Below are 25,065 nucleotides of genomic sequence, written 5' to 3' on the forward strand. Positions count from 1 at the left end.
CGGGTCGGATAAGATGGTGGTTTTCAACTACCCGTCCACTCTATGGGCAACCTACTGCTGGTCCTTGCTGCATTCTTCCTCGTCGCCCTGAATGGCTTCTTCGTGGCCGCCGAATTCGGCATCGTCACCCTGCGCCGCACCCGTGTGCGGGCCATCGCCAAAACCCAAGGACTCAAAGGCCGCATCCTCGCCAAAGTACACGGCGAGCTCGATGCCTACCTCTCCGCCTGCCAGCTCGGCATCACGCTCGCCTCGCTGGGCCTGGGCTGGATCGGCGAACCCGCCTTCGCCCAATTGCTCGAACCGCTGCTGCTGGCCATCGGCATCAGCTCGCCGGAAATCATCCACGGCATTTCCTTCTTCTTCGCCTTCTTCACCATCTCCTTCCTGCACATTGTGGTGGGCGAGCTGGCGCCGAAGTCGCTCGCGATCCGCCTGCCGGAAGTGGTAGGCCTGTACTGCGCGATTCCGCTCTACCTGTTCTACTGGCTGATGTTCCCCGCCATCTGGCTGCTGAACCACAGCGCCAATATGGTGCTGCGCCTGGCGGGCCTGGCCGGCAAAGGCGGCCACGACTCGCACTACTCCACCGACGAGCTGAAACTGATCCTGCGCACCAGCCAGCCGGGCGAACAGTTCAACAAGGACGAGCGCAACATCCTCGCCAACTCGCTGGACTTCTCGCAGCTGCGCGTGTCCGACCTGATGCGCCCGATCCATGAAGTGATCTCGCTGGGCGCATCGCGCTCGCTGGAAGACAACCTGCAGACCGTGGTGCGCAACCGTTTCAGCCGCTACCCTTACTTCGACAAGGACAACAACACGGTACTGGGCGTGGTCCACCTGAAGGACCTGTTCTTCGCACAGCAGTCGGGCAAGCCGATCAAGAATTTCAGCAGCATCCTGCGGCCGGTCGAAACGATTTCGGCGCGCACGCCGGCCATGGAACTGTTCCGCCGCTTCAAGGATGGCGCGCCGCACTTCGCGCTGATCGGCGAGAAGGGCAAGCGCCCGGTCGGTTTCCTCACGCTGGACAACCTGCTGGGCGCCATGGTGGGCGAGATCCACGACGAATTCCGCCTCAACGAAAACGACTGGCTCAAACAGCCGGACGGCTCCCTGATCGGCAAGGCCAGCCTGCCCATCTTCTCGCTGGAACGCACGCTGGGCCTGGACATCGAAAACGAGGAACTGGGCCTGGACGAAGTGGAATCGGTGGGTGGCCTCATCATGCTGAAGCTGGGCGACATTCCGAAACAGGGCCAGCGTGTTGAGTTCGGCGAGTTCGACCTGGTGGTGAAGAAGATGAACGGCCCGCGCATCCTGCTGGTGAAGGTCATCCCGCGCGGCCAGCCGGATACGGACGAGCAGGACTGAAACACTGGCATAATCGGATTCTCTCCCACTCCCGAAGAGGAATGCGATGCCTGCACCAACCCGTACCATCCTGGCTGTCACCCTGCTGGCCTGCGCCTTTGCCGCGCAGGCCGCGCCGCAATACGTGGCGGTGGGTTCCCCGCTGCCGCGTTTCACGCTGCTGAAGGAAGGCAGCCACCGCTACCTGCGCTACGTGAAAGACGGCGAAACCAACACGCCGATGGACATCTGGCAGCGCACCGTCAAGTTCGACGGCAAGCGCTTCACCATCCACCAGCGCTGGGACGGCGCCGGCAAACCGGCGCCGGTCAAGATCCTCGACTCCAGCTTCGACACGTCCACTTTCCGCCCGCTGCAGCACACGCGCATCACGGAACGCGACGGCAAGCGCGTGGTGGAAGGCTTCGCCTTCGCTCCCGAGCGCATCACCGGCCTTGCGGACCTGGCGGACAACACGCAGAAAGACCTGAACATGGCTTCCCCCGAAGCCACCTTCAATTTCGAGACCGACATCGAGCTGCTGCAGGCTTTGCCGCTGGCGGCCGGCTACGAAGCCGAGATCAACTTCTACCATCCCGGCGGCTCGGCGCCTGCACGTTACACCTTCAAGGTGGCGGGCTCCGAAACCATCAACGGCCCATCGGGCGCGGTGGACTGCTGGATCGTCACCACCGACTACAACCGGCCGGGCTACGTCTCCAGATTCTGGTTCGCCAAAGCCACCCAGCTGATGATCCGCCAGGACAGCCCCATGCCCGACGGCAAAGTCCTCATCAAAACCCTCCTCGACTGATGAGCCCGTGTCCACCTTGGGGTCAGGCACCAAGGTGGACACGGGCTCATCAACGGCGGGCGCTGACGATGACGAACTCGCCTGGAACGCGGTAGCCCTCGCCATGCCGGAAGCCGCTGATGGCTTCCACATAGCGTTCACAGACCCGCTCGCGCACCCGCATTGCGATGGAGGCCGGCGTGCAGGGCATCGAATTGAGCCGCCTGCAGGTAACGGCCGTCAGCCGCTCCGACGTGCGCGGCATGCTGCCGATGCCGGACGTGGACGGAACGCGGATTCCGGCCGGGCCTTTCGAGATCAGCCTGCACGTGAAAATTGCGGCTCCCGGCGTCAGCGAGGAGCGCCTGCGCCAGCTGGTGGAGGCGATGCATCCCTGTTCGCCGATGGCCAGCGCCGTCGAGAAAGGCGTGCCGGTCGCGCTGACGATAGAAACGGTAGCGGCATAATGGACGCACTTTCCGAAACCCTGCGCGTAGTGCAGCTGGCCGGCGCCATCTTCATCAATGCCCGTTTTTCGGCGCCGTGGTGCTACCAGTCGCCCGCCGCCGATGTCGCCGCCCCCTTCCTGGAACCGGGCGCCGAACGCATCATCATCTTCCACGTGATTACCGAGGGCGAGTGCTATGTCGAGATGGAGGACGCGCCGCCCATGCACGTCACGGCTGGCGATGTGCTGCTGTTCGCCCAGGGCGACGCGCACCGCATGTGTTCCGAGCCCGGCGTGCCAGCACCCACGGGCGCCCGGCTGCAGGACATCCTGTCGCGCCGTCCGCGCAAGCTGATTTATGGCGGCGGCGGCACCGCCACCAAGCTGGTGTGCGGCTACCTGGCCTGCGACGCGCGGCCGGCCAAGATGCTGCTCACCGGCCTGCCGCCGGTGGTGAAGGTGAACATGCTGGGCTCCCGCACCGGCGACTGGCTGATGGATTCACTGCAGTACGGGCTGGCCGAAGCCCGCTCCCCGCGCCCGGGCGGCGGCGCCTTGCTGGCAAAGCTGGCCGAGGTGCTGTTCATCGAAGTGCTGCGCGAATATATGAACGAGGACCATGGAGAGCGCACCGGATGGCTGGCGGGCGTGAACGACCGCGTGGTAGGCGCGGCGTTGCGGGCGTTGCACGAGAGGCCAGCCCACCCCTGGTCCGTGAGCGAACTGGCGCAAGTGGGCTGCACCTCGCGCTCGGTGCTCGCTGAGCGCTTCCAGCAGCTGGTGGGCAGTTCGCCTATCCAGTACCTCACCCAGTGGCGCATGCTGATGGCATCGAAGATGCTGCGCGAAGGCAGCGCACCGCTGACGCGCATTGCCGAGGAAGTGGGCTACCAGACCGATAGCGCCTTCAGCCGCGCCTTCCGCCGCGAGTTCGGCGTGCCGCCGTCGAGCTGGCGGCGCAGCAAGGCGGGCCTCAGTTCTTTTCAACCACCGGGTTGATATTGGTCCAGTTGCGCAGCAGGCCAAGCGCAACGGCCAGCAGCGTGGGGCCGATGAACAGTCCGACGAAACCGAAGGCGATCACGCCGCCCATCACGCCCAGCAGCACCAGCAGGAAAGGCAGGCTGGAACCGCGGCTGATCAGCATGGGCTTGACCACATTGTCCACGCCGCTGATCAGGAACATGCCCCATACCAGCATGAAGATGCCCCAGCCGGTGCTGCCCTGGTTGAACAGCCAGATGGCGGCGCCACCCCAGATCAGCGGCGGGCCCACCGGAATCAGCGAGAACAGGAAGGTGCCGACGGCCAGCAGCGCCACGGCAGGCACGCCCGCGATCAGGAAACCAAGCGCCGCAACAGCCGCCTGCGCGAGCGCGGTGCCGAGCAGGCCATACATCACGCCGCGCACGGTGCGGCTGACGGTGTCCGCCACCTCCACCGCGTGTTCGCCCATGATCTTGTCCATCCCCACGCGCAGCGCATTGATCAGCGTGCTGCCGTCGCGGTAGAGGAAGAAACTGACGAATGCAGCAAGGCTCACCTGCGCCACGCCGCTGCCGAGCACAATGCCGCCGCCCAGCAGGAAGTTGCGCGCCGGCTCCATGAAGCGCTTGGCGGCTGCGATCAGCTCCTCGCGGCTGTGCAGCAGGCGCGAGACATAGGTATCGATGGATTCGCCGACCAGCGGAATCTGCCGCACCCATGCCGGCGCCTCTACCGTACCGGCTTCGAGTGCATCGCGCAGGCCGCGATACACGTGGCCGGCATTGTCCGCAATATTCCAGGTAACGAGGGCGAGCGGCAAAATGATCACCAGGATCAGCGACACCGTCATGATGGCGGCAGCCAGCGTGTGGCGCTGCTGCATACGGTTCAGCAGCCGCTGGTACAGCGGCCAGCTCGAAATCGTGATCGCGCAGGCAAACAGGATCGCGGCGAGGAAAGGCCGCAGCACAACCATGCAGCCAATGACGAGAAAGACGATCGCCGCGAGGCGGGTGTAGGGTTGAAACCGTTTTTCCACGCAAGTTCCTTCAGTTGGACTTCATGGAAGGAAGCTTATCAGGAAAGCAGCAGTTTCAGGTCGTGAACGATGGGTGCGGGGCCCTGGCCGTGGCGCAGGAAGAGGCGCACCTTGCCGCTCTTGTCGAACACATAGCTGCCTGCCGTGTGGTCGATGGTGTAGGTGTCCGGCGTTTTGCCCGGCACCTTCTGGTAGAAGACCTTGAAGTCGGTAGCGGTCTGCTTGGTCTGCTCAGGCGTGCCGTACAGGCCCACGAAACGCGGATCGAAATTCGGCACATACTGCGCCAGCAGTTCCTTGGTGTCGCGCTCGGGGTCGAGGGTGGCGAACAGCACCTGCACCTGGTCGGCCTGAGGACCCAGCTCCTTCATCACCGCCGCCATCTCGGCCATGGTGGTGGGGCACACGTCCGGGCATTGCGTAAAGCCGAAGAACATCACCACGACCTTGCCCTTGTAGTTCTCCAGCGTGACCGGTTTGCCGGTGTGGTCGTTCAGCTTGAAGCCCTGCGCATAGGTCGCGCCGGTCAGGTCGATATTGGTGAACGCTTCCTTCTTCCCGGAGCAGCCGGCGATGGCCAGCAGCACGCACAGCGCGGCAAACAGTTTTTTCATGTTCAGAGCTTGATGTAGTGATCCACCAGCAGCGCCGCGAACAGCAGCGACAGATAGACGATGGAATAGGTGAAGGCCTTGCGGGCGATGATGTCGGTGTAGTGCCGGTAGATGCGCCACGCGTACCACAGGAAAATGATATTCAGGATGACGGCGCTGACCAGGTAGATCAGGCCGCTCATGTGCACCGCGAACGGCAGCAGCGTCGTTGCCGCAAGCGCGATCGAATACAGGAATACGTGGAACTGGGTGAACTGCATGCCGTGCGTAACAGGCAGCATGGGCAGGCCGGACTTCGCATAGTCGTCGCGGCGGTACATGGCCAGCGCCCAGAAGTGCGGCGGCGTCCACACGAAGATAATCAGCACCAGCAGCCAGGCCTGCATCGGCACATCGTTGGCGATGGCCGCCCAGCCCAGCGCCGGCGGCATGGCGCCCGACAGGCCGCCGATCACGATGTTCTGCGGCGTGGCCGGCTTCAGTATCATCGTATAGATGACCGCATAGCCGACGAAGGTGACGAAAGTGAGCCACATCGTGAGCGGGTTCACCAGCGAGTAGAGGATCCACATGCCTGCGCCGCCGATGATGGCGGAGAAGATAAAGGTTTCCTTGACCGAGATTTCGCCCAGCGCCATCGGGCGGCGCGCCGTGCGTGCCATGCGCGCATCGATTTCGCGCTCGGCCAGGCAGTTCACCGCGAAGGCGGCGCCGGCCAGCAGCCAGATGCCGAAGGTTGCCGCGATCACGACGCGCCAGTCCGGCATGCCATCGGTCGCGAGAAACATGCCGATGACCGCGCAGAACACCGCGAGCTGCGTAACGCGCGGTTTGGTCAGCGCCCAGTACTGGGCGATGCGGTGGCTCGGTTTATGGCTTGCGGTCTGGGTGCTCATTGGGTCTGGTCTGCGTACTTAGCCCGGTAGTTTAACATGGTCAGTAGCAGGACCATGAGCGCCGCCCCCGCGTTATGCAGCACGGCGATGGCGAGCGGGAAGTTGAAGTAGATGGTGGCCAGGCCGGTGAAGGCCTGGATGGCCAGGATCGCAACAATGCCTTGCGCCAGCCGCTTCAGCCCCGGCACGCGCCATGCGCGCCATGCGGTCAGGCCCAGCACCAGCACCACCACCAGCGCGAAGTTGCGGTGCACCCAATGGATGGCGGTCAGGGCCTGGAAGGGGATGTAATGCCCGGCCGCGGTCTTGCCCAGCTCCCGCCACAGGTGGAAGCCGTGCTCGAAATCCATCTCCGGCACCAGCTGGCCCTGGCACAGCGGGAACTCGCTGCAGGCCAGCGTCGCATAGTTAGTGCTCACCCACCCGCCCAGTGCGATCTGCAGCGCCACCACCGCCGCCGACAGCAGGGCCAGCCAGCGGACAGCCGAGCTCGTGTCCACCTTGGGGTCAGGCACCGAAATGGACACGGACTCCGCTGTATCCGCTCGTACCGCCGAGCTTGTGTCCACTCTGGTGCCTGACCCCAAGGTGGACACGGGCTGGGCGGTAATGCGGTTCTGGCGGCAGCCGAACCAGGCGAGCAGGGACAGCAGGCCCATGCCAAGCAGGAGGTGGATGGTGACGATAACCGGCTGCAGCTTCAGCGTGACGGTCCACGCGCCGAATGCGCCCTGCAGGCAGACGAAGAAGAACAGCAAGGTCGGGTAGCCCGGCTGGTAGCCTGCGGCGCGCGTTTTGCGCCAGCGGTACCAGGCCACGCACATCATGGCCACGATCAGCACACCGATGCCCATCGCCAGGTAGCGGTGGATCATCTCCACCCATGCCTTGAACACCGTAACCGGCCCGGTCGGCATCAGCGCTTCGGCCGCCTTGATGGCTTCGTGCGCGATGAAGGGGTTGGCTTCGCCGTAGCAGCCCGGCCAGTCCGGGCAGCCCAGGCCGGAATCCGTCAGCCGCGTGAAGGCGCCGAAGACGATCAGGTCGAAGGTCAGGAACACGGAGACCCACACCAGCTTGCGGTATTTGTTGACGTCCTTCGAGATCCAGACGATGGACAGCGGCAGCGATGCGACGATCAGCGCCGTGATGGCCATGTGCAGCAGTGTCATGTGCATGGTGCGCGCCTTAGCCGATGGCCGATGCTTTCAGCAGCTTGCCGATGTCTTTCTTCACCTTGGCCGGATCGGGCTTGGCCGGGAAGCGCATCATCAGGTTGCCCAGCGGGTCGATCAGGTAGATGTGCTCTTCCACCTTGCCGCCCTGCTCCACCGGCAGCCATTTGACCACCGCATCGGCCGGCGCGCGCAGCATGCGGGTGCCGTCATTCACGCGCAGCAGCATGGTTTCCAGCGGCTCGTTGTCGGTGATGAGCCATACGCGCTCGATGCGTTCCATTTCCTTGCCCTGCATGGTGCGCAGCTGGCGCATGGCGAACAGCTGGTCCTGGCACTCTTGCCGGCAATCGGAGCCGCCCACCTTCAGCATGATCCACTTGCCCTTGTAGGTTTCCAGCGGTGTCGGCTTGCCGTCCAGCGAGGTGCTGGCCATGGCCGGAATCGGATGCGCGCGCGGGTCGATCAGCGCGCCGTAGTTGGTGCGGCCGGTCGGCTTGATCACGTAGTAGGTGATATACGAGGCGATCATCGGCGCCGCGCACACGGCGACCACGGCCAGCAGCTTCCAGCGGCCGCGCGATTTCTGTTTATTGTTTGCTTCCACTTCTGAATCCAGTCACGATGAAGAAGATAAGGGCCATCGCCGCCAGTGCATACCACTGGAAGGCGTAGCCACGGTGTTTGTCCACGCCCAGCGCAGGCGCGGGCCAGTCGCGCACCAGCGCCGCCGGGCCGCTGCCCTCCGAGCCGTCGGCCGAGGTCTGTTCCACCACGAAGGGCTGGAAGGCGAACTTCGTCGCTTCCGCCACCTGCTGCGGCGTTACGTTCTGCACAATCAGCTGGGCGCCCAGCGGCGGCGCCTCGCCCAGCTCCATCACGTGCCCGGCGTTCAGGCGCGCGCGGCCTTCGATGGTGATTGTGCCAGAAGGCGTGGGCGTGTCGGGCAGGCGGTTGCGGTCGCCCGTGTTGCGCGGCACCCAGCCGCGCGCCACCAGCACATGCATATTCGTGCCCGCGAGGCGGAACGGCATCAGCAGGTAGAAGCCCGCGCGGCCCTGGTGGGGGCGGTTGTCCAGGTACAGCGGCCAGGCGCCGAGGAACTGCCCGGTGAGCGTGACGCGGCGGTATTCGATATCGGCGGCCTTCAGCGGTTCGGCGCCGATGGCCAGCGGCGCGGCGGCGGCGCCTGCCAGCAGCTTTGCCTCGAGCGCCAGCTTTTCCCCCGCCCGGCGGTCCTGCCACTGGCCCAGCGATATGCCGAGCGCCACCAGCAGCACGGTGGCAATGAATGGAATCAGCTTAAAGCGGAATCGGAGTCGCATTACAATGGAGCCTTAACCACACAAACACTCTGCCATATGAAAATTGCTGTCGTCGCCATTGCCTTCATCCTGATCATCGGCAGCCTGGGCGCAGCCCTGTTCTTCCTGATGCGCGACAAGGGCCGCAGCAACCGCACGGTGCACGCGCTGGCGCTGCGCGTAGCCCTGTCGATCACCCTCTTCCTGCTGATCCTGGGCGCCTACAAGCTCGGTTACATCCAGCCGACAGGCATCCGCTAGGCCCGTAAAAAAAGCCGCAACGTGTGCGGCTTTTTTATTGCGGCGCATGCCGCGATTATAGCTCTTACATCCAGTACACGACGACGTACAGGCCGAGCCAGACCACGTCAACGAAGTGCCAGTACCATGCCGCGCCTTCGAAGGCGAAGTGGTTCTCAGGCGTGAAGTGGCCTTTCATGGTACGGAACATCACCACTGCCAGCATGATCGCGCCCATGGTCACGTGGAAGCCGTGGAAGCCGGTCAGCATGAAGAAGGTGGAACCGTAGACGCCGGAGGTCAGCTTCAGATTCAGCTCGCTGTAGGCGTGCATGTATTCATAAGCCTGGAAAGCCATGAAGACGGCGCCCAGCACCACGGTGGCAGCCAGCCATGCCACGGTCTTGCTGCGATGGCCGGCGCGCAGGGCGTGGTGGGCGATCGTCAGCGTGACGCCGGAGGTCAGCAGCAGCGCGGTATTGATGGTCGGGATCGGGAATGGGCCCATGGTGTTGAAGGCTTCCACCACACCGGCCGGACCGGTGTTGCCCCAATGCGCCGCGAAGTCCGGCCAGATCAGCTTGTGATCCAGGTCGGCCAGCCATGGCATGGTGATGGTGCGTGCGTAGAACAGCGCGCCGAAGAAGGCGCCGAAGAACATCACTTCGGAGAAGATGAACCAGCCCATCGACCAGCGGTAGGAGTGGTCGATACGCTTGCTGTACAGGCCACCTTCGGATTCGCCGATGGCGTCGCCGAACCAGCCCCACAGCACGGCCAGCATGGCCACGATACCGGCCAGGCACAGACCCATGCCCCAGGATGCGTCATTGACCCAGGCGGAGGCGCCTGCCATGGTCGCCAGCATCGACATGCCTGCCAGCATAGGCCAGCGCGATGGACCTGGCACGAAGTAGTACGGTGCCGCGGCGTTGTTCGAACTCATTTTCATCTCCTAAAAACGGTATCCGTAGACTGCTAAAACTTATTGTGAAACCACCAGCTTGACGACCGTAATCAGCAAGCCAACAAAAATCATGGCGCCCAGCACGCCCGCGATGATGAAGTGGACCGGGTTCAGTTTGACCTGGTCCTTCTCAAAATCGCTCTTGCGGCGCAGGCCGAAAAACGACCATACCACCGCCTTCATCGCATACAGGAAAGAAGCGTGCTGCGGCTCTTTCTCGCTCATCTGCCCCTCCTCAGTTCGACGCGGTCTTCGTCAGACCGGCAATCTCAATGAAGGTATAGGACAGCGTAATCGTCTTCACTTCCTTCGGCAGGGCCGGGTCGATATAGAACGACACCGGCATCTGCCGCGCTTCGCCGCCCTTCATGGTCTGCTGCTTGAAGCAGAAGCATTCCAGTTTCTTGAAGTGCGGCGTTGCGCTCAGCGGGGCGTAGCTCGGCACTGCCTGGGCCACCACCTCGGTTTTCTTCGAATTCACTACTTCATACGTCACCGTGACCAGTTCACCCGGATGCACGGTCACGCTGCTCTGCGTCGGGCGGAAGCGCAAGGTGCCTTGCACATTGCTGTCCAGCTCAATCGTTACGCTGCGGGTCTTGTCGACCTGCGTATTCTGCACAACCGACCCATCCTTCTGGGTCAGCTGATTAATGCCGAGCACTTCGCACAGATGCTTGTAGACCGGGATCAGCGCGTAGCCAAAGCCGAACATCGCCACCGCAATCACCAGCAGCTTGGTCAGCAGCTGGCGATTGGAACCACGGTCTTCACTCATCTTCTCAGCTCAGCAAGGTGCGCTTAATGAACACCGATACGAAGAACACGATCGCAATCGAAGCCAGCGTCAGCGCCAGCTTCAGATTGCTCTTTTTCTTATCGTCGGCCATTACTTGACGGTCGGCGGGGTTTCGAAGGTGTGGAACGGCGCCGGCGACGGCACGGTCCACTCCAGGCCTTCTGCGCCTTCCCAAGGCTTGTCGCCTGCTGCCTTGCCGCCACGGATGGTTGGCAGCACCACGCAGAACAGGAAGAACACCTGCGACAGGCCGAAGCCGAAGGCGCCGATGGTGGCGATGGTGTTGAAGTCCGTGAACTGCGCCGGATAGTCAGCGTAGCGCCGCGGCATACCGGCCAGGCCCAGGAAGTGCATCGGGAAGAAGGTGATGTTGAAGGTGATCAGCGACAGCCAGAAGTGCAGCTTGCCCATGGTTTCGCTGTACATATGGCCGGTCCACTTCGGACCCCAGTAGTAGAAGCCTGCGAACAGTGCGAACAGCGAGCCTGCCACCAGCACGTAGTGGAAGTGCGCCACCACGTAGTAGGTATCCTGCAGCTGGATGTCGATCGGGGTCACAGCCAGGATCAGGCCGGTGAAGCCGCCCATGGTGAACACGAAGATGAAGCCCACGGCGAACAGCATCGGGGTTTCGAAGGTCATCGAGCCCTTCCACATCGTGGCGATCCAGTTGAACACCTTAACGCCGGTCGGCACGGCGATCAGCATGGTCGCGTACATGAAGAACAGCTGCGAGGTCACCGGCATGCCGGTGGTGAACATGTGGTGCGCCCACACGATGAAGGACAGGATCGCGATGGACGCGGTTGCGTACACCATCGATGCATAGCCGAACAGCGGCTTGCGTGCGAATGCCGGGATGATCTGCGACACGATACCGAAGGCCGGCAGGATCATGATGTACACCTCGGGGTGGCCGAAGAACCAGAAGATGTGCTGGTACATCACCGGGTCGCCGCCGCCGGCGGCGTTGAAGAAGGAGGTGCCGAAGTGGCGGTCGGTCAGCGTCATGGTGATGGCGCCTGCCAGGACCGGCATCACGGCGATCAGCAGGTAGGCGGTGATCAGCCAGGTCCAGCAGAACATCGGCATCTTCATCAGGGTCATGCCGGGCGCGCGCATGTTCAGGATGGTGACGATGATGTTGATCGAACCCATGATCGACGATGCACCCATGATGTGCATCGCGAAGATGCCCATATCCATGCCCGGGCCCATCTGGGTCGACAGCGGCGCGTACAGGGTCCAGCCGGCGGCGGTGGCGCCGCCCGGCACGAAGAAGGAACCTGCCAGCAGCAGCGCTGCCGGAGGCAGCAGCCAGAACGAGAAGTTGTTCATGCGGGCGAAGGCCATGTCGGAAGCGCCCACCTGCAGCGGGATCATCCAGTTCGCATAGCCCACGAAGGCCGGCATGATGGCGCCGAACACCATCACCAGGCCGTGCATGGTGGTCAGCTGGTTGAAGAACTCAGGCTGGAAGAACTGCAGGCCGGGCTGGAACAGCTCGGTGCGGATCATCAGCGCCAGCACACCGCCGGACAGCAGCATGATGAAGGAGAACCACAGGTACAGGGTACCGATGTCCTTATGGTTGGTGGCGAACAGCCAGCGGCGCCAGCCATGCGGATGGTCGTGCGCGTGATCGTGGCCGTGATCGTGTGCGTGATCGATAGTCGTCGTGCTCATGTGAAGCTCCTGATTACTTACGGGCAGCCACAACTTCGGCTGGCTGAACGATATTTTCGGCTGGCTTGTTCGACCAGGTGTTGCGGGTGTAGGTGATCACAGCCGCGATGTCGGTGTCGGACAGCTGCTTCCAGGCCGGCATTTCGCTTGGATACTTGCCGGACTTCAGGCCGTTCAGCACCACGTGGATCTGGTCGGCGCGCGGGCCGTTGACGACAGCGGAACCGTCCAGCGGAGCGAATGCGCCGGGCACGCCCTTGCCGTTGGCCTGGTGGCAGACCGCGCAGTTTGCGGTGTACACTTTTTCGCCCTTGGTTTTCAGTTCGTCGATGGTCCAGGTCTTGTTAGGATCGTCCGCCAGCGCGGCCATTTCCTTCTGCTTGCCCTGTACCCATGCGGTGTACTCTTCGGCAGTCACCACTTTCACCACGATCGGCATGAAAGCGTGCTCCTTGCCGCACAGCTCCGCGCAGTTGCCGCGGAAGGTGCCGGTGTGTTCGGACTTGAACCAGGTGTCGCGCACGAAGCCAGGAATCGCATCCTGCTTCACGCCGAAGGCCGGGATCATCCATGCGTGGATCACGTCGTTGGCGGTAGTAACAATGCGGATCTTCTTATTGACCGGCACCACCACTTCGTTATCGACTTCCATCAGGTAGTTCTCGCCGCGCGCTTCGGTCGGCAGGACGCCTGGCGCGCCCACCTGGGTGCGCGGGGTAGCCAGGTTGGAGATGAAGGAGATGCCCTCGCCTTCACCTTTCAGGTAGTCGTAGCCCCATTTCCACTGCATGCCGGTGGCCTTGATGGTGATGTCGGCGTTCGAGGTGTCCTTCATTGCCACCACGGTCTTGGTGGCTGGCAGCGCCATGCCGATCACGATCAGGAATGGCACCACGGTCCACGCGATTTCAACAGCGGTGGACTCATGGAAGGTGGCCGGCTTGTGGCCCAGCGACTTGCGGTGCTTGAAGATGGAGTAGAACATGACGCCGAACACCGCGATGAAGATCACCAGGCAGATGATCATCATCAGGTTGTGCAGGTCGTAGATTTCGGCAGCGATGTGCGTCGAAGGCGGCTGCAGGTTCAGCTGATGCACCACCGGACCGCCAGTGCCGCCGGTCGCCGCGCCATACGTGCCGTTTCCAGTCGTTGCAGGTTGCGCCCATGCTGGCACACTGGCAGCGACAGCGGCCAGCCCAAGCATCAACGATTGAAGTCGCTTCGCAAGTTTCATGTTTTCCCCAACCACCCAAAATAAAGAAAATTTTTCTTCACTGTGCGGCCCCGCCGAATCGGTGACGCACTGTGCGCTAAACAGCTAAAGGCCCCATGCCTGCCTTCGCAAAAAAAATTTGGCGAAAACGCGGCTGGAACCTTGTACATCGTCACCGGCGGCCCAACATCACCTGTGACGCTGACTATTGTTGCCTGTCTGCCGCTTCGGCAGCCAGATTGTGTCCGGCTGGGCAAAGTACTGGCAAAATTAGTCAAGGATTATAAGCATTAACACACTCTTTCATCAAGGCTATTTGCCTTTCCACTAAGAGCGCCCCCCTTCGGAAAACAACGCCTGCCTATTTTTTGGGCGGGCGCGGCATGAAGCGGACAATTGCCTCACCCTCATTCGTCACGCGCGGAGCAGGCCGGAAGGCGTGGCCATAGATCACCTCGAAGGTCAGGCCGATGCGGCCGTCGGCGCGGCGCTGGCGGTTCAGGCCATCGAGCAGGCGCTGCTGCGCGGCGCGGCCCAGCAGGCCTTTGCGGCGCGTGCTCAGCGGATTGCCGCCGAAAGCGCGCACGTCATTGAGCAGTTTTTCCGGCGTGTCGTAGGTCACTGTTATCTTTTCCATATCCATTACCGGCGTCGAGAAACCGGCTTCCACCAGCTGGTCGCCGAAATCGTGCATATCGACGAAGGGCAGCGAATGCGGCGCGAGATCGACCTCGCTGAACGCGGTGCGCAGCTCCTGGAAGGTATCGGGACCGAAGCAGGAAAACATCAGCAGGCCGTTCACGCGCAGCACGCGGTGCCACTCCGCGAACACGCGGTCCGGCTGGGGGTGCCAGTGCATCGCCAGGTTGGACCATACGAGGTCCACGGTATTGCGGGCCAGCGGCAGGTCGGCAAAATCCCCGCACAGCGCATCGATGCCCGATTTTGAGGGGAGAAGCTTGCTCATTAGCTGCGTGATCGCGGACTGCGGAGCTCCCTGCTGCTGCGCGGCGCGCAGCATCGCCTCCGAGGCATCCAGCGCCAGCACCTGGGCGGCGGGATAATCCTTGTGCAGCATTGGCAGGTCGGCGCCGGCGCCGCAACCCGCATCCAGCACGCGCAGCGGCGCCAGTTTCACCAGTTGCAGGCGCTCATGCATGCGGTTCGCCACCTCGCGGCGCAGGAAATCGGATGCTTCCACGCGCTCGGGGCGGCGGAACAGCGCGCGCACATGATGCAGATCGATAGGAGCGCTGAGTTTGGGCGGATTGGCGGGGGCTTGCATTTTATATAGCGGCAACGGGTGAGATAATGTGCGCAGTTTACATGGTTGGAGCAAAACGCGATGGCCACCGCTTTGCACGCTGCCCTGTCCCGCTGGCTCGGCGCCGCCTTGCCCGCGCTGCTGCCGGTGCATTGCGTACTGTGCGGCCTGGCCAGCGCGCAGCATTTGTGCGCTGGCTGCCGCGAACAATGCCTGTCCGGCGGCCAGCCGCGTTGCCCGGTATGTGCCGATCCCCTGCCCGGCGCGGACGGCACCATGCCTTGCGGCCGCTGCCTGCGCCATCCGCCCGACTATGACGCCACGCTGGTTGCGGCCGACTATGTGCTGCCCGTCGACAGCCTGGTGCTGCAGCTGAAGTTCGGCGCCCGGCTTGCGCATGCGCGGCTGTTCGGCGGCCTGCTGGCTGATGCCGCGCTGGCATCACCTGGTTTCGTGAAGCCCGCGCTGCTGTGTCCTGTGCCGCTGGGCCCCGAAAGGCTGGCCGAACGCGGCTTCAACCAGGCGCTGGAAATCGCCCGCCCGCTCGGCAAGCGGCTCGGCATCGGCGTGGATGCGCACTGCGTGGTGCGGGTGCAGGACACCCTGGCGCAAAGCCTGCTGCACGCCCGCGAACGGCGCCGCAACATCGCCGCCGCCTTCAGCGTGACAGACCGCGCCCAGGTCGAAGGGCGGCACATCGGCGTGGTGGATGATGTGATGAGCAGCGGCGAAACGCTGCAGGAACTGGCGGCGACGCTGAAGCGCTACGGCGCGGCGCGCGTAACTAATATAGTATTCGCGCGTACGCCGCCATCGAACTAAAGGAGAAGATTTGTTTCACGTAGTGCTGGTCAACCCCGAAATTCCGCCGAACACCGGTAACGTCATCCGCCTGTGCGCCAACACGGGTGCGCAGCTGCACCTGATCGAGCCGCTCGGTTTTCCGCTGGACGACGCCAAGCTGCGCCGCGCAGGGCTGGATTACCACGAATACGCGCGCATGAAAGTGCACAAGAACTGGGACGCCTTCCTGGCCGAAGTTCAGCCCGTGGCCGGCCGCATCTTCGCCATGACCACGCACGGCTCCACGCCCTTCGCGCAGCTGAAGTTCGAGGCCGGGGACGTGTTCGTCTTCGGCTCCGAAACCCGCGGTCTCGCCCCCGAATTCCGCGAAACCTTCCCGGCAGCCCAGCGCATCCGCGTCCCCATGCGCCCCGACAACCGCAGCCTCAACCTCTCCAACACGGTCGCCATCGTCGTCTACGAAGCCTGGCGCCAGCACGCCTACGCCGGCGGCGCATAAAGCTGACACCATGGGGTCAGGCACCATGGTGTCAGTGACATTGGTGCCTGACCCCAGGGTGTCACAGTTGGTGGCGGCAAGCGTGTTGGCATAAAGGCATGGAAAGTCGTATAAGTGAATCGTCGACTTTCGTGGGAGCCGGTATGTTCGATATCGATTTGCCTTGGTGGGAACTGGTGGTGCGCGGGGCGATTGTCTACGCATTCCTGCTGGTGATGGTGCGCATTACCGGAAAGCGTACTGTCGGGCAATTCACGCCGTTTGATTTGCTGGTGGTGATGCTGCTGTCGGAGGCGGTATCCCCTGCGCTGACCGGCGGCGAAGAGGGCGTGACGGGCGGCATTATCGTGGCCACTACGCTCATCGTGCTGAACGTACTGATCGCCTTCGCAACCTCGCACAGCCGCAAAATTGCGGATATGGTCGATGGCACGCCCGTCCTGCTCGGGCGCGATGGCAAAATCTTCGATGATGTCGTCAAGCGCAACCGCGTTGCCGAGGGCGACGTGGAACAGGCTTTGCGCGAAGCCGACTGCCCGCTGCACAAGATGAAGTGCGCCTTCCTCGAACCGGATGGCAAGATCACCATCCTGCAGAATTAGCCGCCGAACATCCTCACCTTGGCCAGCAGCTTGGTGGTCGACCGGTCGTGCTGGAAATCGATGGCGACCGCCTTGCCGCCATAGGCAATCACCGCCTTCCCTTCCGGTATCGCCGTCATATCGTAATCGCCGCCTTTGGCGTAAATCTCCGGGCGCGCTTCCTGCACCACTTCCAGCGCAGTATCCTCATCGAAAGGCACCACCAGGCTCACCGACTCCAGCGCCGCCAGCACCGCCATGCGGTCCTCGCAGGCATTGAGCGGACGGTCGTCCCCCTTGCCGAGGCGCTTCACGGATGCATCCGTATTGGCCGCCACCACCAGCGAGGCGCCCAGCGCGCGCGCCTGCGCCAGATAGGTGACGTGGCCGCGGTGCAGGATGTCGAACACGCCGTTCGTCACCACCACCGGCTTGGGCAGCGCCGCGACACGCGCAGCCAGCTCGGCGCGCGTGCAAATCTTTTCTTCAAATGGGATCATGTTCCGGGTTCTTCTTCTTTGTCTTCGTCCACCTGCATGCTGAGCGATGCAGCGCCCGATGCGGCAGCCGCGCCGCCAGGCTCCTTGCGGTCGCCGTGCAGCTTGATCTGCAGGCGCAGGCCGTTGGTGGAGTCGGCATTGCGCAGCGCTTCTTCGTAGGAGATGTAGCCCTTATTATAAAGCTCGTACAGCGCCTGGTCGAAGGTGCACATGCCCAGCTCGCGCGACTTGTGCATGATCTCCTTGATGGCGTGGAAATTCCCCTTGAAGATCATCTCGGAAATGGTCGGCGTATTGAGCAGGATCTCGATCGCGGCCTTGCGCCCCTTGCCATCCTCGGTGCGGATCAGACGCTGCGACACAATCGCGCGCAGGTTCGAGGAAAGGTCCATCAGCAGCTGGTTGCGCCGCTCCTCCGGGAAGAAGTTGATGATGCGGTCCATGGTCTGGTTCGCATTATTGGCATGCAGGGTGCCAAGGCACAGGTGGCCGGTTTCGGCGAAGGCAATCGCATGCTCCATGGTTTCCGTATCGCGGATCTCGCCAATCAGGATCACATCCGGCGCCTGGCGCAAGGTGTTCTTCAGCGCGTGGTGCCATGAGTGGGTGTCCACACCCACTTCGCGGTGCGTGATCAGGCAGCCCTTGTTCTTGTGGACGTATTCCACCGGATCTTCCACCGTGATGATGTGGCCCGCCGAATTGGCGTTGCGGTAGTCGATCATCGCCGCCAGCGTGGTGGACTTGCCCGAGCCCGTGCCGCCAACCACCAGCACCAGCCCGCGCTTGGTCATCACCACATCCTTCAGCACTTCCGGCAGGTCCAGCTTCTCGAAATTCGGAATCTCGGAAGCGATGGTGCGCACCACCATGCCCACCTGTTGCTGCTGCACGAAGACATTCACACGGAAGCGGCACACATTCGGCAGCGAGATCGCGAAGTTGCACTCCATCTCCGCCTCGAACTCATGGCGCTGCTTGTCGTTCATGATGGCGTAGGCCAGCGCCCGGGTCACGTCGCCGGTAAGGCGCTGCTGGCTCAGCGGCTTCATCGAGCCCTGGGATTTGATGCTGGGCGGAAAATCTGCCGAGATGAACAGGTCCGAACCGCCAACCTGGTGCATTGCCTTCAGCAATTTGTGAATATAGGCCTGCGCCTCGTCGTGACCAAGAGTCATGCGATCCTCGCTATCGGTATGCGGTACATTATAGCCACCACTTTGTTACAGAAGACATTGCCATCGTTGCAAACGAGCATTGCCTGTGTTCAAATGACTTTATGACACTTACCGAACTGAAATATATCGTCGCTGTTGCGCGAGCGAAACATTTCGGCCATGCTGCTGAAGCATGTTTCGTTGCCCAGCCAACGTTATCGGTAGCCATCAAGAAACTCGAGGACGAGCTGGGCGTAACCCTGTTCGAGCGCGGCGGGGCCGAAATCTCCGTCACGCCGCTGGGCGCGCAAATCGTGGCCCAGGCCGAGCGCGTGCTGGAACAGACCGCCGCCATCAAGGAACTCGCCAAGCAGAACAAGGATCCCCTGTCCGGCCCCCTGCGCCTGGGCGTGATCTATACCATCGGCCCCTACCTGCTGCCGCCGCTGGTCAAGCGCATGATCGAAAAGACCCCGCAGATGCCGCTGATCCTGCAGGAGAACTTCACGGTCAAGCTGCTGGAACTGCTGCGCCAGGGCGAACTGGACGCCGCCATCATGGCGCTGCCCCTGCCGGACCACGGCATGTCGATGAAGTCGCTGTACGACGAACCTTTCGTGGTGGCGATGCCGGGCCAGCATCCCTGGACCGAACGCAAGAAGATTCCGGCCGAAGACCTGAAAAGCGAAACCATGCTCCTGCTGGGTAACGGCCACTGCTTCCGCGACCAGGTGCTGGAAGTGTGCCCGGAAATGGCGCGCTTCTCCACGCCGGGCAACGGCATGCAGCGCACCTTCGAAGGTTCCTCACTGGAAACTATCCGCCATATGGTCGCCAGCGGCATCGGCCTGACCGTGCTGCCGCGCGCCTCCGTGCAGGACATGGATACCAAAGAGGGCATGCTGCAGTTCCGCCCCTTCGCCTCACCCGAGCCTTCGCGCCGCGTGGTGATCGTGTGGCGCAAAAGCTTCACCCGCAAAGCCGCCATCGACGCCATCTGCGAAGCCGTCGCCCAGTGCGAACTGCCGGGCGTGACCATGCTGTGCAAGGACGAGGCGGAGTAAAATGCGGCGTTCACCACGCCACTGAGATACCCCGTGCAAGCCACCTCACCCGCGCCAAGCAAACTTCAACTGTATTTCCGCCTCGTGCGGCTGGACAAGCCGATCGGCACCGTGCTGCTGCTGTGGCCCACGCTCAGCGCCTTGTGGCTGGCCTCGAACGGCGTGCCGGACTGGAAACTGCTGCTGATCTTCTGCCTCGGCACCTTCCTCATGCGTTCGGCCGGCTGCGCGGTGAATGACTACGCCGACCAGGACTTCGACCGCCACGTCAAACGCACGGCGGAGCGCCCCATCACGAGCGGCCGCGTGAGCGGCAAGGAAGCGCTGGCGATTGCGGCGGTGCTTTCGGTCATGGCCTTCCTGCTGATCCAGCCGCTGAACACGCTGGTCAAACAGCTGAGCGTTGCCGCGCTGGTGCTGGCGGCCAGCTACCCCTACTTCAAGCGTTTCTTCGCGCTGCCGCAGGCCTACCTCGGCATTGCATTCGGCTTCGGCATCCCGATGGGCTTCGCCGCAGTGTACGGCGTGGTGCCGCCGGTGGCCTGGCTGCTCCTGCTCGGCAATATCTTCTGGACCCTGGCCTACGACACCGAATACGCCATGGTCGACCGGGACGACGACCTCAAGCTCGGCCTGAAAACCTCAGCCATTACCTTTGGCCGCTACGACGTGGCCATCATCATGCTGTGCTACTTCCTGCACCTGGCTATCTGGCTGACGGTGGGCCTGCACTTCCATCTGGGCCTGTGGTTCCTGCTCGGCCTGGCCGTGGCGGCGGGCTGCGCCATCTACCATTACTTCCTGATCCGTTCACGCGAGCGTGCGCCGTGCTTTGCTGCATTCCGGCACAATAATTATCTGGGCGCGGCTGTGTTCGCAGGTATCGCGCTCGACTACGCATTGCGCTGATCGCGCATCCCTGCAATTCATCCGAAAGAGGCGATCATGGACCAGACTCCTGCAACTCCGAACAAATCGAATGGCATGACCCACACGCAAAGCACCGAGAACAGCGAAGCGCGCGAGCGCCTGATGGGCGACCTGAAGTCGGCCATTTCCGACGCCGAGCAATGGCTGCGCAGCGCCACCAACGCGGGTGCCGAAGACCTGAGCGAAGTGAAAGCCAAATTCCAGGACACGCTGCGCACCGCCAAAAGCGATCTGCTGAAAATGGAAGACACGGTGCTGGCAAAAGGCAAGCTCGCAGCCCAGGCCACCGACGTCTTCGTGCACGACAACCCCTGGAAATCGGTCGCCCTCGGCGCCGCGGTCGGCATCATCGCCGGCATGCTCATCTCCTCCCGCGACTAAACAACATGACACCGTGGGGTCAGGCACCGCTGTCATACTGACAGCAGGTGCCTGACCCCACGGTGTCATACTTTGTTAGCTGGCTTTGCCGAGCTCGTCGCCGAGTTCCTTGCCGCGGGCGGCGGCCGCTTTGAGGGCGGTGATAATGGCGGCCTTTACGCCACTGGCTTCCATGCTTGTGAGCGCCGCGTAGGTGGTGCCGCCTTTCGAGGTGACGCGCTCGCGCAGCACCGATACCGGCTCGTCCGATTGCGCTGCCAGCTGCGCCGCGCCGGTGAAGGTGGCAATCGCGAGCTGGGTGCCCTGCTCCGCCGTCAGCCCCATCTCCAGCGCCGCCTGCTGCATCGCTTCGATGAAGTAGAACACATAGGCCGGGCCGCTGCCCGATACCGCCGTCACCGGATCGATCTGCGCCTCATCCTCCAGCCATACTGTTTGCCCGACCGCCTTCATGATGCGGTCCGCCGCTTCGCGCTGCGGCGCGCTCACACCCGCCGAGGCCACCATGCCCGTCACGCCCTGCCCGATCAGCGCCGGCGTGTTCGGCATGGTGCGCACAATGGCGCCGTAGCCGCCCAGCCAGCGCGACAGGTCGGCCGCGCGGATACCGGCCGCAATCGACAGCAGCAGCGGCTCGCGTCCCGATGCCTGCAGCAGCGGCAGCAGCTGCGCCGCCACTTCCCGCATGCTCTGCGGCTTCACCGCCAGCACGATCACTTCCGCTTCGGCCACCGCCGCATCGGCCGCAGCGGCCGTGCTTACGCCATGCTGCGCGTGCAGCTTTTCCAGCGATGCCGGATTCGGGTCAACCACGTGGATGTTCGCGCCCGGCGCCACTTTGCCCGCCAGTCCCGCGATCAGCGCGGCTGCCATATTGCCGCCGCCAACGAATGCGATCTTCATGCTTATCCTTTGTTATAGCTGCGTGCGCCGAAGATGGCGCTGCCGACGCGCACAATGGTCGCGCCTTCCAGTATCGCCGCGCGCATATCGGCCGACATGCCCATCGACAGCGTGTCGAGTTCCAGTCCTTCCGCGCGCAGGCTGTCAAACAGTTCGCGCATGCGGCGGAAGGCCGCGCGCTGCCCGCTTTCCTCATCCGTGGGCTCGGGGATCGCCATCAGCCCGCGCAATTGCAATTTCGGCAGTGTTGCCACCTTCCGTGCGAGCGCCAGCACCTCGCCAGGCGCCACGCCGCTCTTGGAGGCTTCGCCGCTGATATTCACCTGCAGGCAGATGTTCAGCGGCGCCAGCCCATCCGGGCGCTGTTCGGACAGGCGCACGGCGATCTTTTCGCGCTCCACCGTATGCACCCAGTCGAAATGCTCGGCAATCGGCCGCGTCTTGTTGCTCTGGATCGGACCGATGAAATGCCACTCCAGTTGCTGCGCAGGCAGCGCCTCGCGCACGGCGCGGATTTTGTCCACGCCTTCCTGCAGGTAGTTTTCGCCAAAGGCATGCTGCCCCGCTGCCACGGCTTCCAGCACGGCGTCGGCGCCGAAAGTCTTGGAGACGGCCAGCAAGCGCGTGCTGCCGGGACTGCGCTGCGCCTCGGCGGTGGCGGCAACAATGGCTTGAGTGACTGCTTGCAAGTTGTGGGCGATTGTGGACATAATCGAATGAGCAGGCCGTAAAAACGGCCGAAAATTCAAGGCACAGGGATTATAAATGGACATCTCCGAACTACTCGCATTCTCCGTCAAGAACAAGGCTTCCGACCTGCACCTCTCCGCAGGCCTGCCGCCGATGATCCGCGTGCATGGAGATGTCCGCCGCATCAACCTGCCGCCGCTGGAGCACAAGGACGTGCACGGCATGATCTATGACATCATGAACGACGGCCAGCGCAAGGCTTACGAGGAAATGCTGGAGTGCGACTTCTCCTTCGCCATTCCCGGCCTGGCGCGCTTCCGCGTCAATGCCTACAACCAGGAACGCGGCGCATCCGCCGTGATGCGTACCATCCCGTCCAAGATCCTCACGCTGGAAGAACTGAACGCGCCGAAGATTTTCGCCGAATTCGCGCTGAAGCCGCGCGGCCTGGTGCTCGTGACCGGCCCTACCGGCTCGGGCAAATCGACCACGCTGGCCGCCATGATCAACCACCTGAACGAAAACGAGTACGGCCACATCCTCACCATCGAGGATCCGATCGAGTTCGTGCACGAATCGAAGAAGTGCCTGATCAACCAGCGCGAAGTCGGCCCGCACACGCTGTCCTTCAACAACGCGCTGCGCTCGGCGCTGCGTGAAGACCCGGACGCGATCCTGGTCGGCGAGCTGCGCGACCTGGAAACCATCCGCCTTGCGCTGTCCGCCGCCGAAACGGGCCACCTCGTGTTCGGCACCCTGCACACCTCCTCCGCTGCCAAAACCATCGACCGTATCGTGGACGTGTTCCCGGCCGAGGAAAAAGAGATGGTGCGCGCGATGCTGTCCGAGTCCCTGCAGGCCGTGATCTCGCAAACCCTGCTGAAAACCAAGGACGGCTCCGGCCGCGTGGCCGCGCACGAAATCATGGTGGGCACGCCCGCCATCCGCAACCTGATCCGCGAAGCGAAGATCGCGCAGATGTATTCGGCGATCCAGACCGGCAGCGGCGTGGGCATGCAGACGCTGGACCAGAACCTGACCGATCTCCTGCGCCGCAACGTGATCTCGGCCGCCGCCGCACGCAGCGCCGCGAAGATCCCTGAAAACTTCCCGGGCTAAGGAGCGCAGCATGGAACGCGACCAGGCATCCAAATTCATGTTCGACCTGCTGCGCCTGATGACCAGCAAAAGAGGTTCGGACCTTTTCATCACCGCCGGCTTCCCGCCCGCGATGAAAATCGACGGCAAAATGACGCCGGTCTCGCAGCAGGCCCTCACGCCTGCGCACACGGCCGATCTGGCGCGTTCGATCATGAACGACAAGCAGACCGCCAGCTTCGAGGCCACGAAGGAAGCCAACTTCGCCATCAGCCCCGGCGACCTGGGACGCTTCCGCGTGTCGGCGTTCGTGCAGATGGGCTCCGTGGGCATGGTGCTGCGCGTGATTAACAGCTCGATCCCGAAACTGGAAGACCTGGGCCTGCCGGAAGTGCTGAAGGACGTGATCATGTCCAAGCGCGGCCTGGTCATCATGGTGGGTGCCACCGGCTCCGGCAAATCGACCACGCTGGCCGCCATGGTCGGCTACCGCAATGCCAACAGCTACGGCCATATCATCACCATCGAGGACCCGGTGGAATTCGTTCACCCGCACGGCAATTGCGTGGTCACGCAGCGCGAAGTGGGCGTGGATACGGACGACTGGGAAATCGCGCTGAAGAACACGCTGCGCCAGGCGCCGGACGTGATCCAGATCGGCGAGATCCGCGACCGCCAGACCATGGACCACGCCATCGCCTTCGCCGAAACGGGCCACCTGTGCCTGGCCACGCTGCACGCCAACAGCGCCAACCAGGCGCTGGACCGCATCATCAACTTCTTCCCGGAAGAGCGCCGCCAGCAGCTGCTGATGGACCTGTCGCTGAACCTGAAAGGCATGATCTCGCAGCGCCTGATTCCGCTCAAGGAAGCCAAGGGCCGCGCCGTCGCCATCGAAATCCTGCTGAATTCCCCGCTCATCGCAGACCTGATCTTCAAGGGCGAAGTGCACGAGATCAAGGAGCTGATGAAGAAGTCGCGCGAGCTGGGCATGCAGACTTTCGACCAGTCGCTGTTCGACCTCTACGAAGCGGGCAAGATCAGCTACGAAGACGCGCTGCGCAATGCGGACTCCGTCAACGACCTGCGGCTGGCCATCAAGCTGGAAAGCAAGGACGCGCGCAACCGCGACCTCGCCGCCGGCACCGAACATCTGGGACTGGTGTAATGGATACCGTTTTCGACTTTACCGCCAACAGCCTGTCCGGCCATCCGTTGCCGCTGGCGCAGTACCAGGGCAAGGTGCTGCTGATCGTGAACACGGCCAGCGCATGCGGCTTCACGCCGCAATACGAAGGCCTGGAAAAGCTGCAGCAGCGTTATCACGCCCAGGGCTTCGAAGTGCTGGGCTTCCCCTGCAACCAGTTCGGCGCCCAGGAACCGGGCGACGCAGCGCAGATCGCCAGCTTCTGCGAATCGAAGTTCGGCGTCAGCTTCCCCATGTTCGCCAAGATCGACGTCAACGGCGAGCACGCGCATCCGCTCTACCAGCATCTCAAGAAAACGGCGCCGGGCCTGCTCGGCACCGAAGGCATCAAGTGGAACTTCACCAAGTTCCTGATCCGGAAAGACGGCACGGTGTACGGCCGCTATGCACCGACTACCAAACCGGAAGACATCGCCAAGGACATCGACAAGCTGCTGGCCGAATAATATTCGTTTTTCTGACGCACT

32 protein-coding genes are annotated in these 25,065 nt (G+C 62.9%); 14 read left to right on the forward strand and 18 right to left on the reverse strand.

The window, feature by feature from the left end; all coding sequences use genetic code 11:
* Positions 1–42: 42 nt before the first annotated feature.
* Both ACJRPG_RS17055 and ACJRPG_RS17060 read left to right on the forward strand, forming a co-directional pair.
* Positions 43–1,377, forward strand: a complete 1,335-nt coding sequence (locus ACJRPG_RS17055; RefSeq protein ID WP_408001289.1) for a hemolysin family protein — start codon at positions 43–45, stop codon at positions 1,375–1,377.
* 46 nt (positions 1,378–1,423) lie between these two features.
* A complete protein-coding gene (locus ACJRPG_RS17060; protein ID WP_408001290.1) occupies positions 1,424–2,170 on the forward strand; it encodes a DUF3108 domain-containing protein in 747 nt (248 codons plus the stop codon).
* A gap of 49 nt (positions 2,171–2,219) precedes the next feature.
* Here ACJRPG_RS17060 and ACJRPG_RS17065 read toward each other — a convergent pair whose 3' ends face one another.
* Positions 2,220–2,360, reverse strand: a complete 141-nt coding sequence (locus tag ACJRPG_RS17065; protein WP_408001291.1) for a hypothetical protein — start codon at positions 2,358–2,360, stop codon at positions 2,220–2,222.
* Between ACJRPG_RS17065 and ACJRPG_RS17070 the strand changes: the two genes are divergently transcribed.
* A complete protein-coding gene (locus ACJRPG_RS17070) occupies positions 2,350–2,616 on the forward strand; it encodes a hypothetical protein (protein ID WP_408001292.1) in 267 nt (88 codons plus the stop codon). The two genes, ACJRPG_RS17065 and ACJRPG_RS17070, sit on opposite strands and share 11 nt — an antisense overlap.
* Complete coding sequence (locus ACJRPG_RS17075; protein ID WP_408001293.1) at positions 2,616–3,596, forward strand: AraC family transcriptional regulator; 981 nt, start codon at positions 2,616–2,618, stop codon at positions 3,594–3,596. Before ACJRPG_RS17070 ends, ACJRPG_RS17075 begins: the two co-directional genes overlap by 1 nt.
* Here ACJRPG_RS17075 and ACJRPG_RS17080 read toward each other — a convergent pair.
* Genes ACJRPG_RS17080 through ACJRPG_RS17105 form a run of 6 tightly spaced genes read right to left on the reverse strand, consistent with a single transcriptional unit; the run spans position 3,571 to position 8,633 of the window.
* Positions 3,571–4,623: an AI-2E family transporter gene (locus ACJRPG_RS17080; protein WP_408001294.1), complete on the reverse strand. Its 1,053-nt coding sequence runs from the start codon at positions 4,621–4,623 to the stop codon at positions 3,571–3,573. The two genes, ACJRPG_RS17075 and ACJRPG_RS17080, sit on opposite strands and share 26 nt — an antisense overlap.
* A 38-nt stretch (positions 4,624–4,661) precedes the next feature.
* Positions 4,662–5,237 carry an SCO family protein gene (locus tag ACJRPG_RS17085; RefSeq protein ID WP_408001295.1) on the reverse strand — a complete coding sequence of 192 codons (576 nt, stop codon included), beginning with the start codon at positions 5,235–5,237 and terminating at the stop codon, positions 4,662–4,664.
* A gap of 2 nt (positions 5,238–5,239) precedes the next feature.
* Positions 5,240–6,133, reverse strand: a complete 894-nt coding sequence (gene cyoE, locus ACJRPG_RS17090; protein WP_408001296.1) for a heme o synthase — start codon at positions 6,131–6,133, stop codon at positions 5,240–5,242.
* Complete coding sequence (locus ACJRPG_RS17095; protein WP_408001297.1) at positions 6,130–7,311, reverse strand: COX15/CtaA family protein; 1,182 nt, start codon at positions 7,309–7,311, stop codon at positions 6,130–6,132. The genes cyoE and ACJRPG_RS17095 overlap by 4 nt, the downstream gene beginning before the upstream one ends.
* Before the next feature lie 10 nt (positions 7,312–7,321).
* Positions 7,322–7,915 carry an SCO family protein gene (locus tag ACJRPG_RS17100; RefSeq protein ID WP_510183109.1) on the reverse strand — a complete coding sequence of 198 codons (594 nt, stop codon included), beginning with the start codon at positions 7,913–7,915 and terminating at the stop codon, positions 7,322–7,324.
* Complete coding sequence (locus ACJRPG_RS17105; RefSeq protein ID WP_408001298.1) at positions 7,899–8,633, reverse strand: SURF1 family protein; 735 nt, start codon at positions 8,631–8,633, stop codon at positions 7,899–7,901. The genes ACJRPG_RS17100 and ACJRPG_RS17105 overlap by 17 nt, the downstream gene beginning before the upstream one ends.
* 36 nt (positions 8,634–8,669) lie before the next feature.
* On the opposite strand from ACJRPG_RS17105, the gene ACJRPG_RS17110 reads away from it, so the two are divergent.
* Positions 8,670–8,873, forward strand: coding sequence for a twin transmembrane helix small protein (locus ACJRPG_RS17110; protein ID WP_408001299.1), 204 nt, complete (start codon positions 8,670–8,672; stop codon positions 8,871–8,873).
* 64 nt (positions 8,874–8,937) lie between these two features.
* Here the strand turns inward: ACJRPG_RS17110 and ACJRPG_RS17115 are convergent, their stop codons facing one another.
* The 7 genes from ACJRPG_RS17115 to ACJRPG_RS17145 all read right to left on the reverse strand — a co-directional run bounded on the left by ACJRPG_RS17115 (position 8,938) and on the right by ACJRPG_RS17145 (position 14,805).
* Positions 8,938–9,798, reverse strand: a complete 861-nt coding sequence (locus ACJRPG_RS17115) for a cytochrome c oxidase subunit 3 (protein ID WP_408001300.1) — start codon at positions 9,796–9,798, stop codon at positions 8,938–8,940.
* Positions 9,799–9,837: 39 nt separating this feature from the next.
* Positions 9,838–10,044, reverse strand: coding sequence for a DUF2970 domain-containing protein (locus ACJRPG_RS17120; protein ID WP_408001301.1), 207 nt, complete (start codon positions 10,042–10,044; stop codon positions 9,838–9,840).
* Positions 10,045–10,054: 10 nt separating this feature from the next.
* Positions 10,055–10,597 (reverse strand): cytochrome c oxidase assembly protein, encoded by a 543-nt coding sequence (locus tag ACJRPG_RS17125; protein WP_408001302.1) that lies wholly within the window; start codon positions 10,595–10,597, stop codon positions 10,055–10,057.
* A gap of 4 nt (positions 10,598–10,601) precedes the next feature.
* Positions 10,602–10,709 carry a cytochrome oxidase small assembly protein gene (locus ACJRPG_RS17130; RefSeq protein ID WP_408001303.1) on the reverse strand — a complete coding sequence of 36 codons (108 nt, stop codon included), beginning with the start codon at positions 10,707–10,709 and terminating at the stop codon, positions 10,602–10,604.
* Positions 10,709–12,304: a cytochrome c oxidase subunit I gene (gene ctaD, locus ACJRPG_RS17135; RefSeq protein ID WP_408001304.1), complete on the reverse strand. Its 1,596-nt coding sequence runs from the start codon at positions 12,302–12,304 to the stop codon at positions 10,709–10,711. Before ctaD ends, ACJRPG_RS17130 begins: the two co-directional genes overlap by 1 nt.
* A 13-nt stretch (positions 12,305–12,317) precedes the next feature.
* Positions 12,318–13,541 carry a cytochrome c oxidase subunit II gene (coxB, locus tag ACJRPG_RS17140; RefSeq protein ID WP_408001305.1) on the reverse strand — a complete coding sequence of 408 codons (1,224 nt, stop codon included), beginning with the start codon at positions 13,539–13,541 and terminating at the stop codon, positions 12,318–12,320.
* A gap of 340 nt (positions 13,542–13,881) precedes the next feature.
* The gene (locus ACJRPG_RS17145; protein WP_408001306.1) at positions 13,882–14,805 is read right to left on the reverse strand and encodes a methyltransferase domain-containing protein; all 924 of its coding nucleotides are present in this window, start codon (positions 14,803–14,805) and stop codon (positions 13,882–13,884) included.
* Between the two features lie 60 nt (positions 14,806–14,865).
* On the opposite strand from ACJRPG_RS17145, the gene ACJRPG_RS17150 reads away from it, so the two are divergent.
* The 3 genes from ACJRPG_RS17150 (at position 14,866) to ACJRPG_RS17160 (ending at position 16,689) form a co-directional block, all read left to right on the forward strand.
* Positions 14,866–15,606, forward strand: coding sequence for a double zinc ribbon domain-containing protein (locus ACJRPG_RS17150; RefSeq protein ID WP_408001307.1), 741 nt, complete (start codon positions 14,866–14,868; stop codon positions 15,604–15,606).
* Between the two features lie 10 nt (positions 15,607–15,616).
* A complete protein-coding gene (gene trmL, locus ACJRPG_RS17155; protein ID WP_408001308.1) occupies positions 15,617–16,087 on the forward strand; it encodes a tRNA (uridine(34)/cytosine(34)/5-carboxymethylaminomethyluridine(34)-2'-O)-methyltransferase TrmL in 471 nt (156 codons plus the stop codon).
* Between the two features lie 143 nt (positions 16,088–16,230).
* On the forward strand, positions 16,231–16,689 hold the full coding sequence (locus ACJRPG_RS17160; protein WP_408001309.1) for a DUF421 domain-containing protein: 459 nt from the start codon (positions 16,231–16,233) through the stop codon (positions 16,687–16,689).
* Here ACJRPG_RS17160 and rfaE2 read toward each other — a convergent pair.
* Together rfaE2 and ACJRPG_RS17170 are read right to left on the reverse strand one after the other, a co-directional pair.
* Positions 16,686–17,168: a D-glycero-beta-D-manno-heptose 1-phosphate adenylyltransferase gene (gene rfaE2, locus ACJRPG_RS17165; RefSeq protein ID WP_408001310.1), complete on the reverse strand. Its 483-nt coding sequence runs from the start codon at positions 17,166–17,168 to the stop codon at positions 16,686–16,688. The two genes, ACJRPG_RS17160 and rfaE2, sit on opposite strands and share 4 nt — an antisense overlap.
* A complete protein-coding gene (locus ACJRPG_RS17170) occupies positions 17,165–18,346 on the reverse strand; it encodes a PilT/PilU family type 4a pilus ATPase (protein WP_408001311.1) in 1,182 nt (393 codons plus the stop codon). Before ACJRPG_RS17170 ends, rfaE2 begins: the two co-directional genes overlap by 4 nt.
* 101 nt (positions 18,347–18,447) lie before the next feature.
* Between ACJRPG_RS17170 and ACJRPG_RS17175 the strand changes: the two genes are divergently transcribed.
* Genes ACJRPG_RS17175 through ACJRPG_RS17185 form a run of 3 tightly spaced genes read left to right on the forward strand, consistent with a single transcriptional unit; the run spans position 18,448 to position 20,700 of the window.
* Positions 18,448–19,389, forward strand: a complete 942-nt coding sequence (locus ACJRPG_RS17175) for a hydrogen peroxide-inducible genes activator (protein ID WP_408001312.1) — start codon at positions 18,448–18,450, stop codon at positions 19,387–19,389.
* Between the two features lie 33 nt (positions 19,390–19,422).
* On the forward strand, positions 19,423–20,298 hold the full coding sequence (gene ubiA / locus ACJRPG_RS17180) for a 4-hydroxybenzoate octaprenyltransferase (protein ID WP_408001313.1): 876 nt from the start codon (positions 19,423–19,425) through the stop codon (positions 20,296–20,298).
* A 36-nt stretch (positions 20,299–20,334) separates the two neighbouring features.
* Positions 20,335–20,700 carry an ElaB/YgaM/YqjD family protein gene (locus tag ACJRPG_RS17185; RefSeq protein WP_408001314.1) on the forward strand — a complete coding sequence of 122 codons (366 nt, stop codon included), beginning with the start codon at positions 20,335–20,337 and terminating at the stop codon, positions 20,698–20,700.
* Between the two features lie 75 nt (positions 20,701–20,775).
* Here the strand turns inward: ACJRPG_RS17185 and proC are convergent, their stop codons facing one another.
* Positions 20,776–21,603, reverse strand: coding sequence for a pyrroline-5-carboxylate reductase (gene proC / locus ACJRPG_RS17190; protein ID WP_408001315.1), 828 nt, complete (start codon positions 21,601–21,603; stop codon positions 20,776–20,778).
* A 2-nt stretch (positions 21,604–21,605) separates the two neighbouring features.
* On the reverse strand, positions 21,606–22,313 hold the full coding sequence (locus tag ACJRPG_RS17195) for a YggS family pyridoxal phosphate-dependent enzyme (protein WP_408001316.1): 708 nt from the start codon (positions 22,311–22,313) through the stop codon (positions 21,606–21,608).
* Positions 22,314–22,368: 55 nt separating this feature from the next.
* Between ACJRPG_RS17195 and ACJRPG_RS17200 the strand changes: the two genes are divergently transcribed.
* From ACJRPG_RS17200 to ACJRPG_RS17210, 3 genes are read left to right on the forward strand one after another with little or no spacing between them, the layout of a single operon-like run.
* Positions 22,369–23,412, forward strand: a complete 1,044-nt coding sequence (locus tag ACJRPG_RS17200; protein ID WP_408001317.1) for a type IV pilus twitching motility protein PilT — start codon at positions 22,369–22,371, stop codon at positions 23,410–23,412.
* Positions 23,413–23,422: 10 nt separating this feature from the next.
* Positions 23,423–24,559 carry a PilT/PilU family type 4a pilus ATPase gene (locus tag ACJRPG_RS17205; protein WP_408001318.1) on the forward strand — a complete coding sequence of 379 codons (1,137 nt, stop codon included), beginning with the start codon at positions 23,423–23,425 and terminating at the stop codon, positions 24,557–24,559.
* Positions 24,559–25,044 carry a glutathione peroxidase gene (locus ACJRPG_RS17210; protein WP_408001319.1) on the forward strand — a complete coding sequence of 162 codons (486 nt, stop codon included), beginning with the start codon at positions 24,559–24,561 and terminating at the stop codon, positions 25,042–25,044. The genes ACJRPG_RS17205 and ACJRPG_RS17210 overlap by 1 nt, the downstream gene beginning before the upstream one ends.
* Positions 25,045–25,065 lie beyond the last annotated feature (21 nt).

The organism is Pseudoduganella rhizocola, from assembly GCF_045984285.3.
GTDB lineage: Bacteria > Pseudomonadota > Gammaproteobacteria > Burkholderiales > Burkholderiaceae_D > Rugamonas.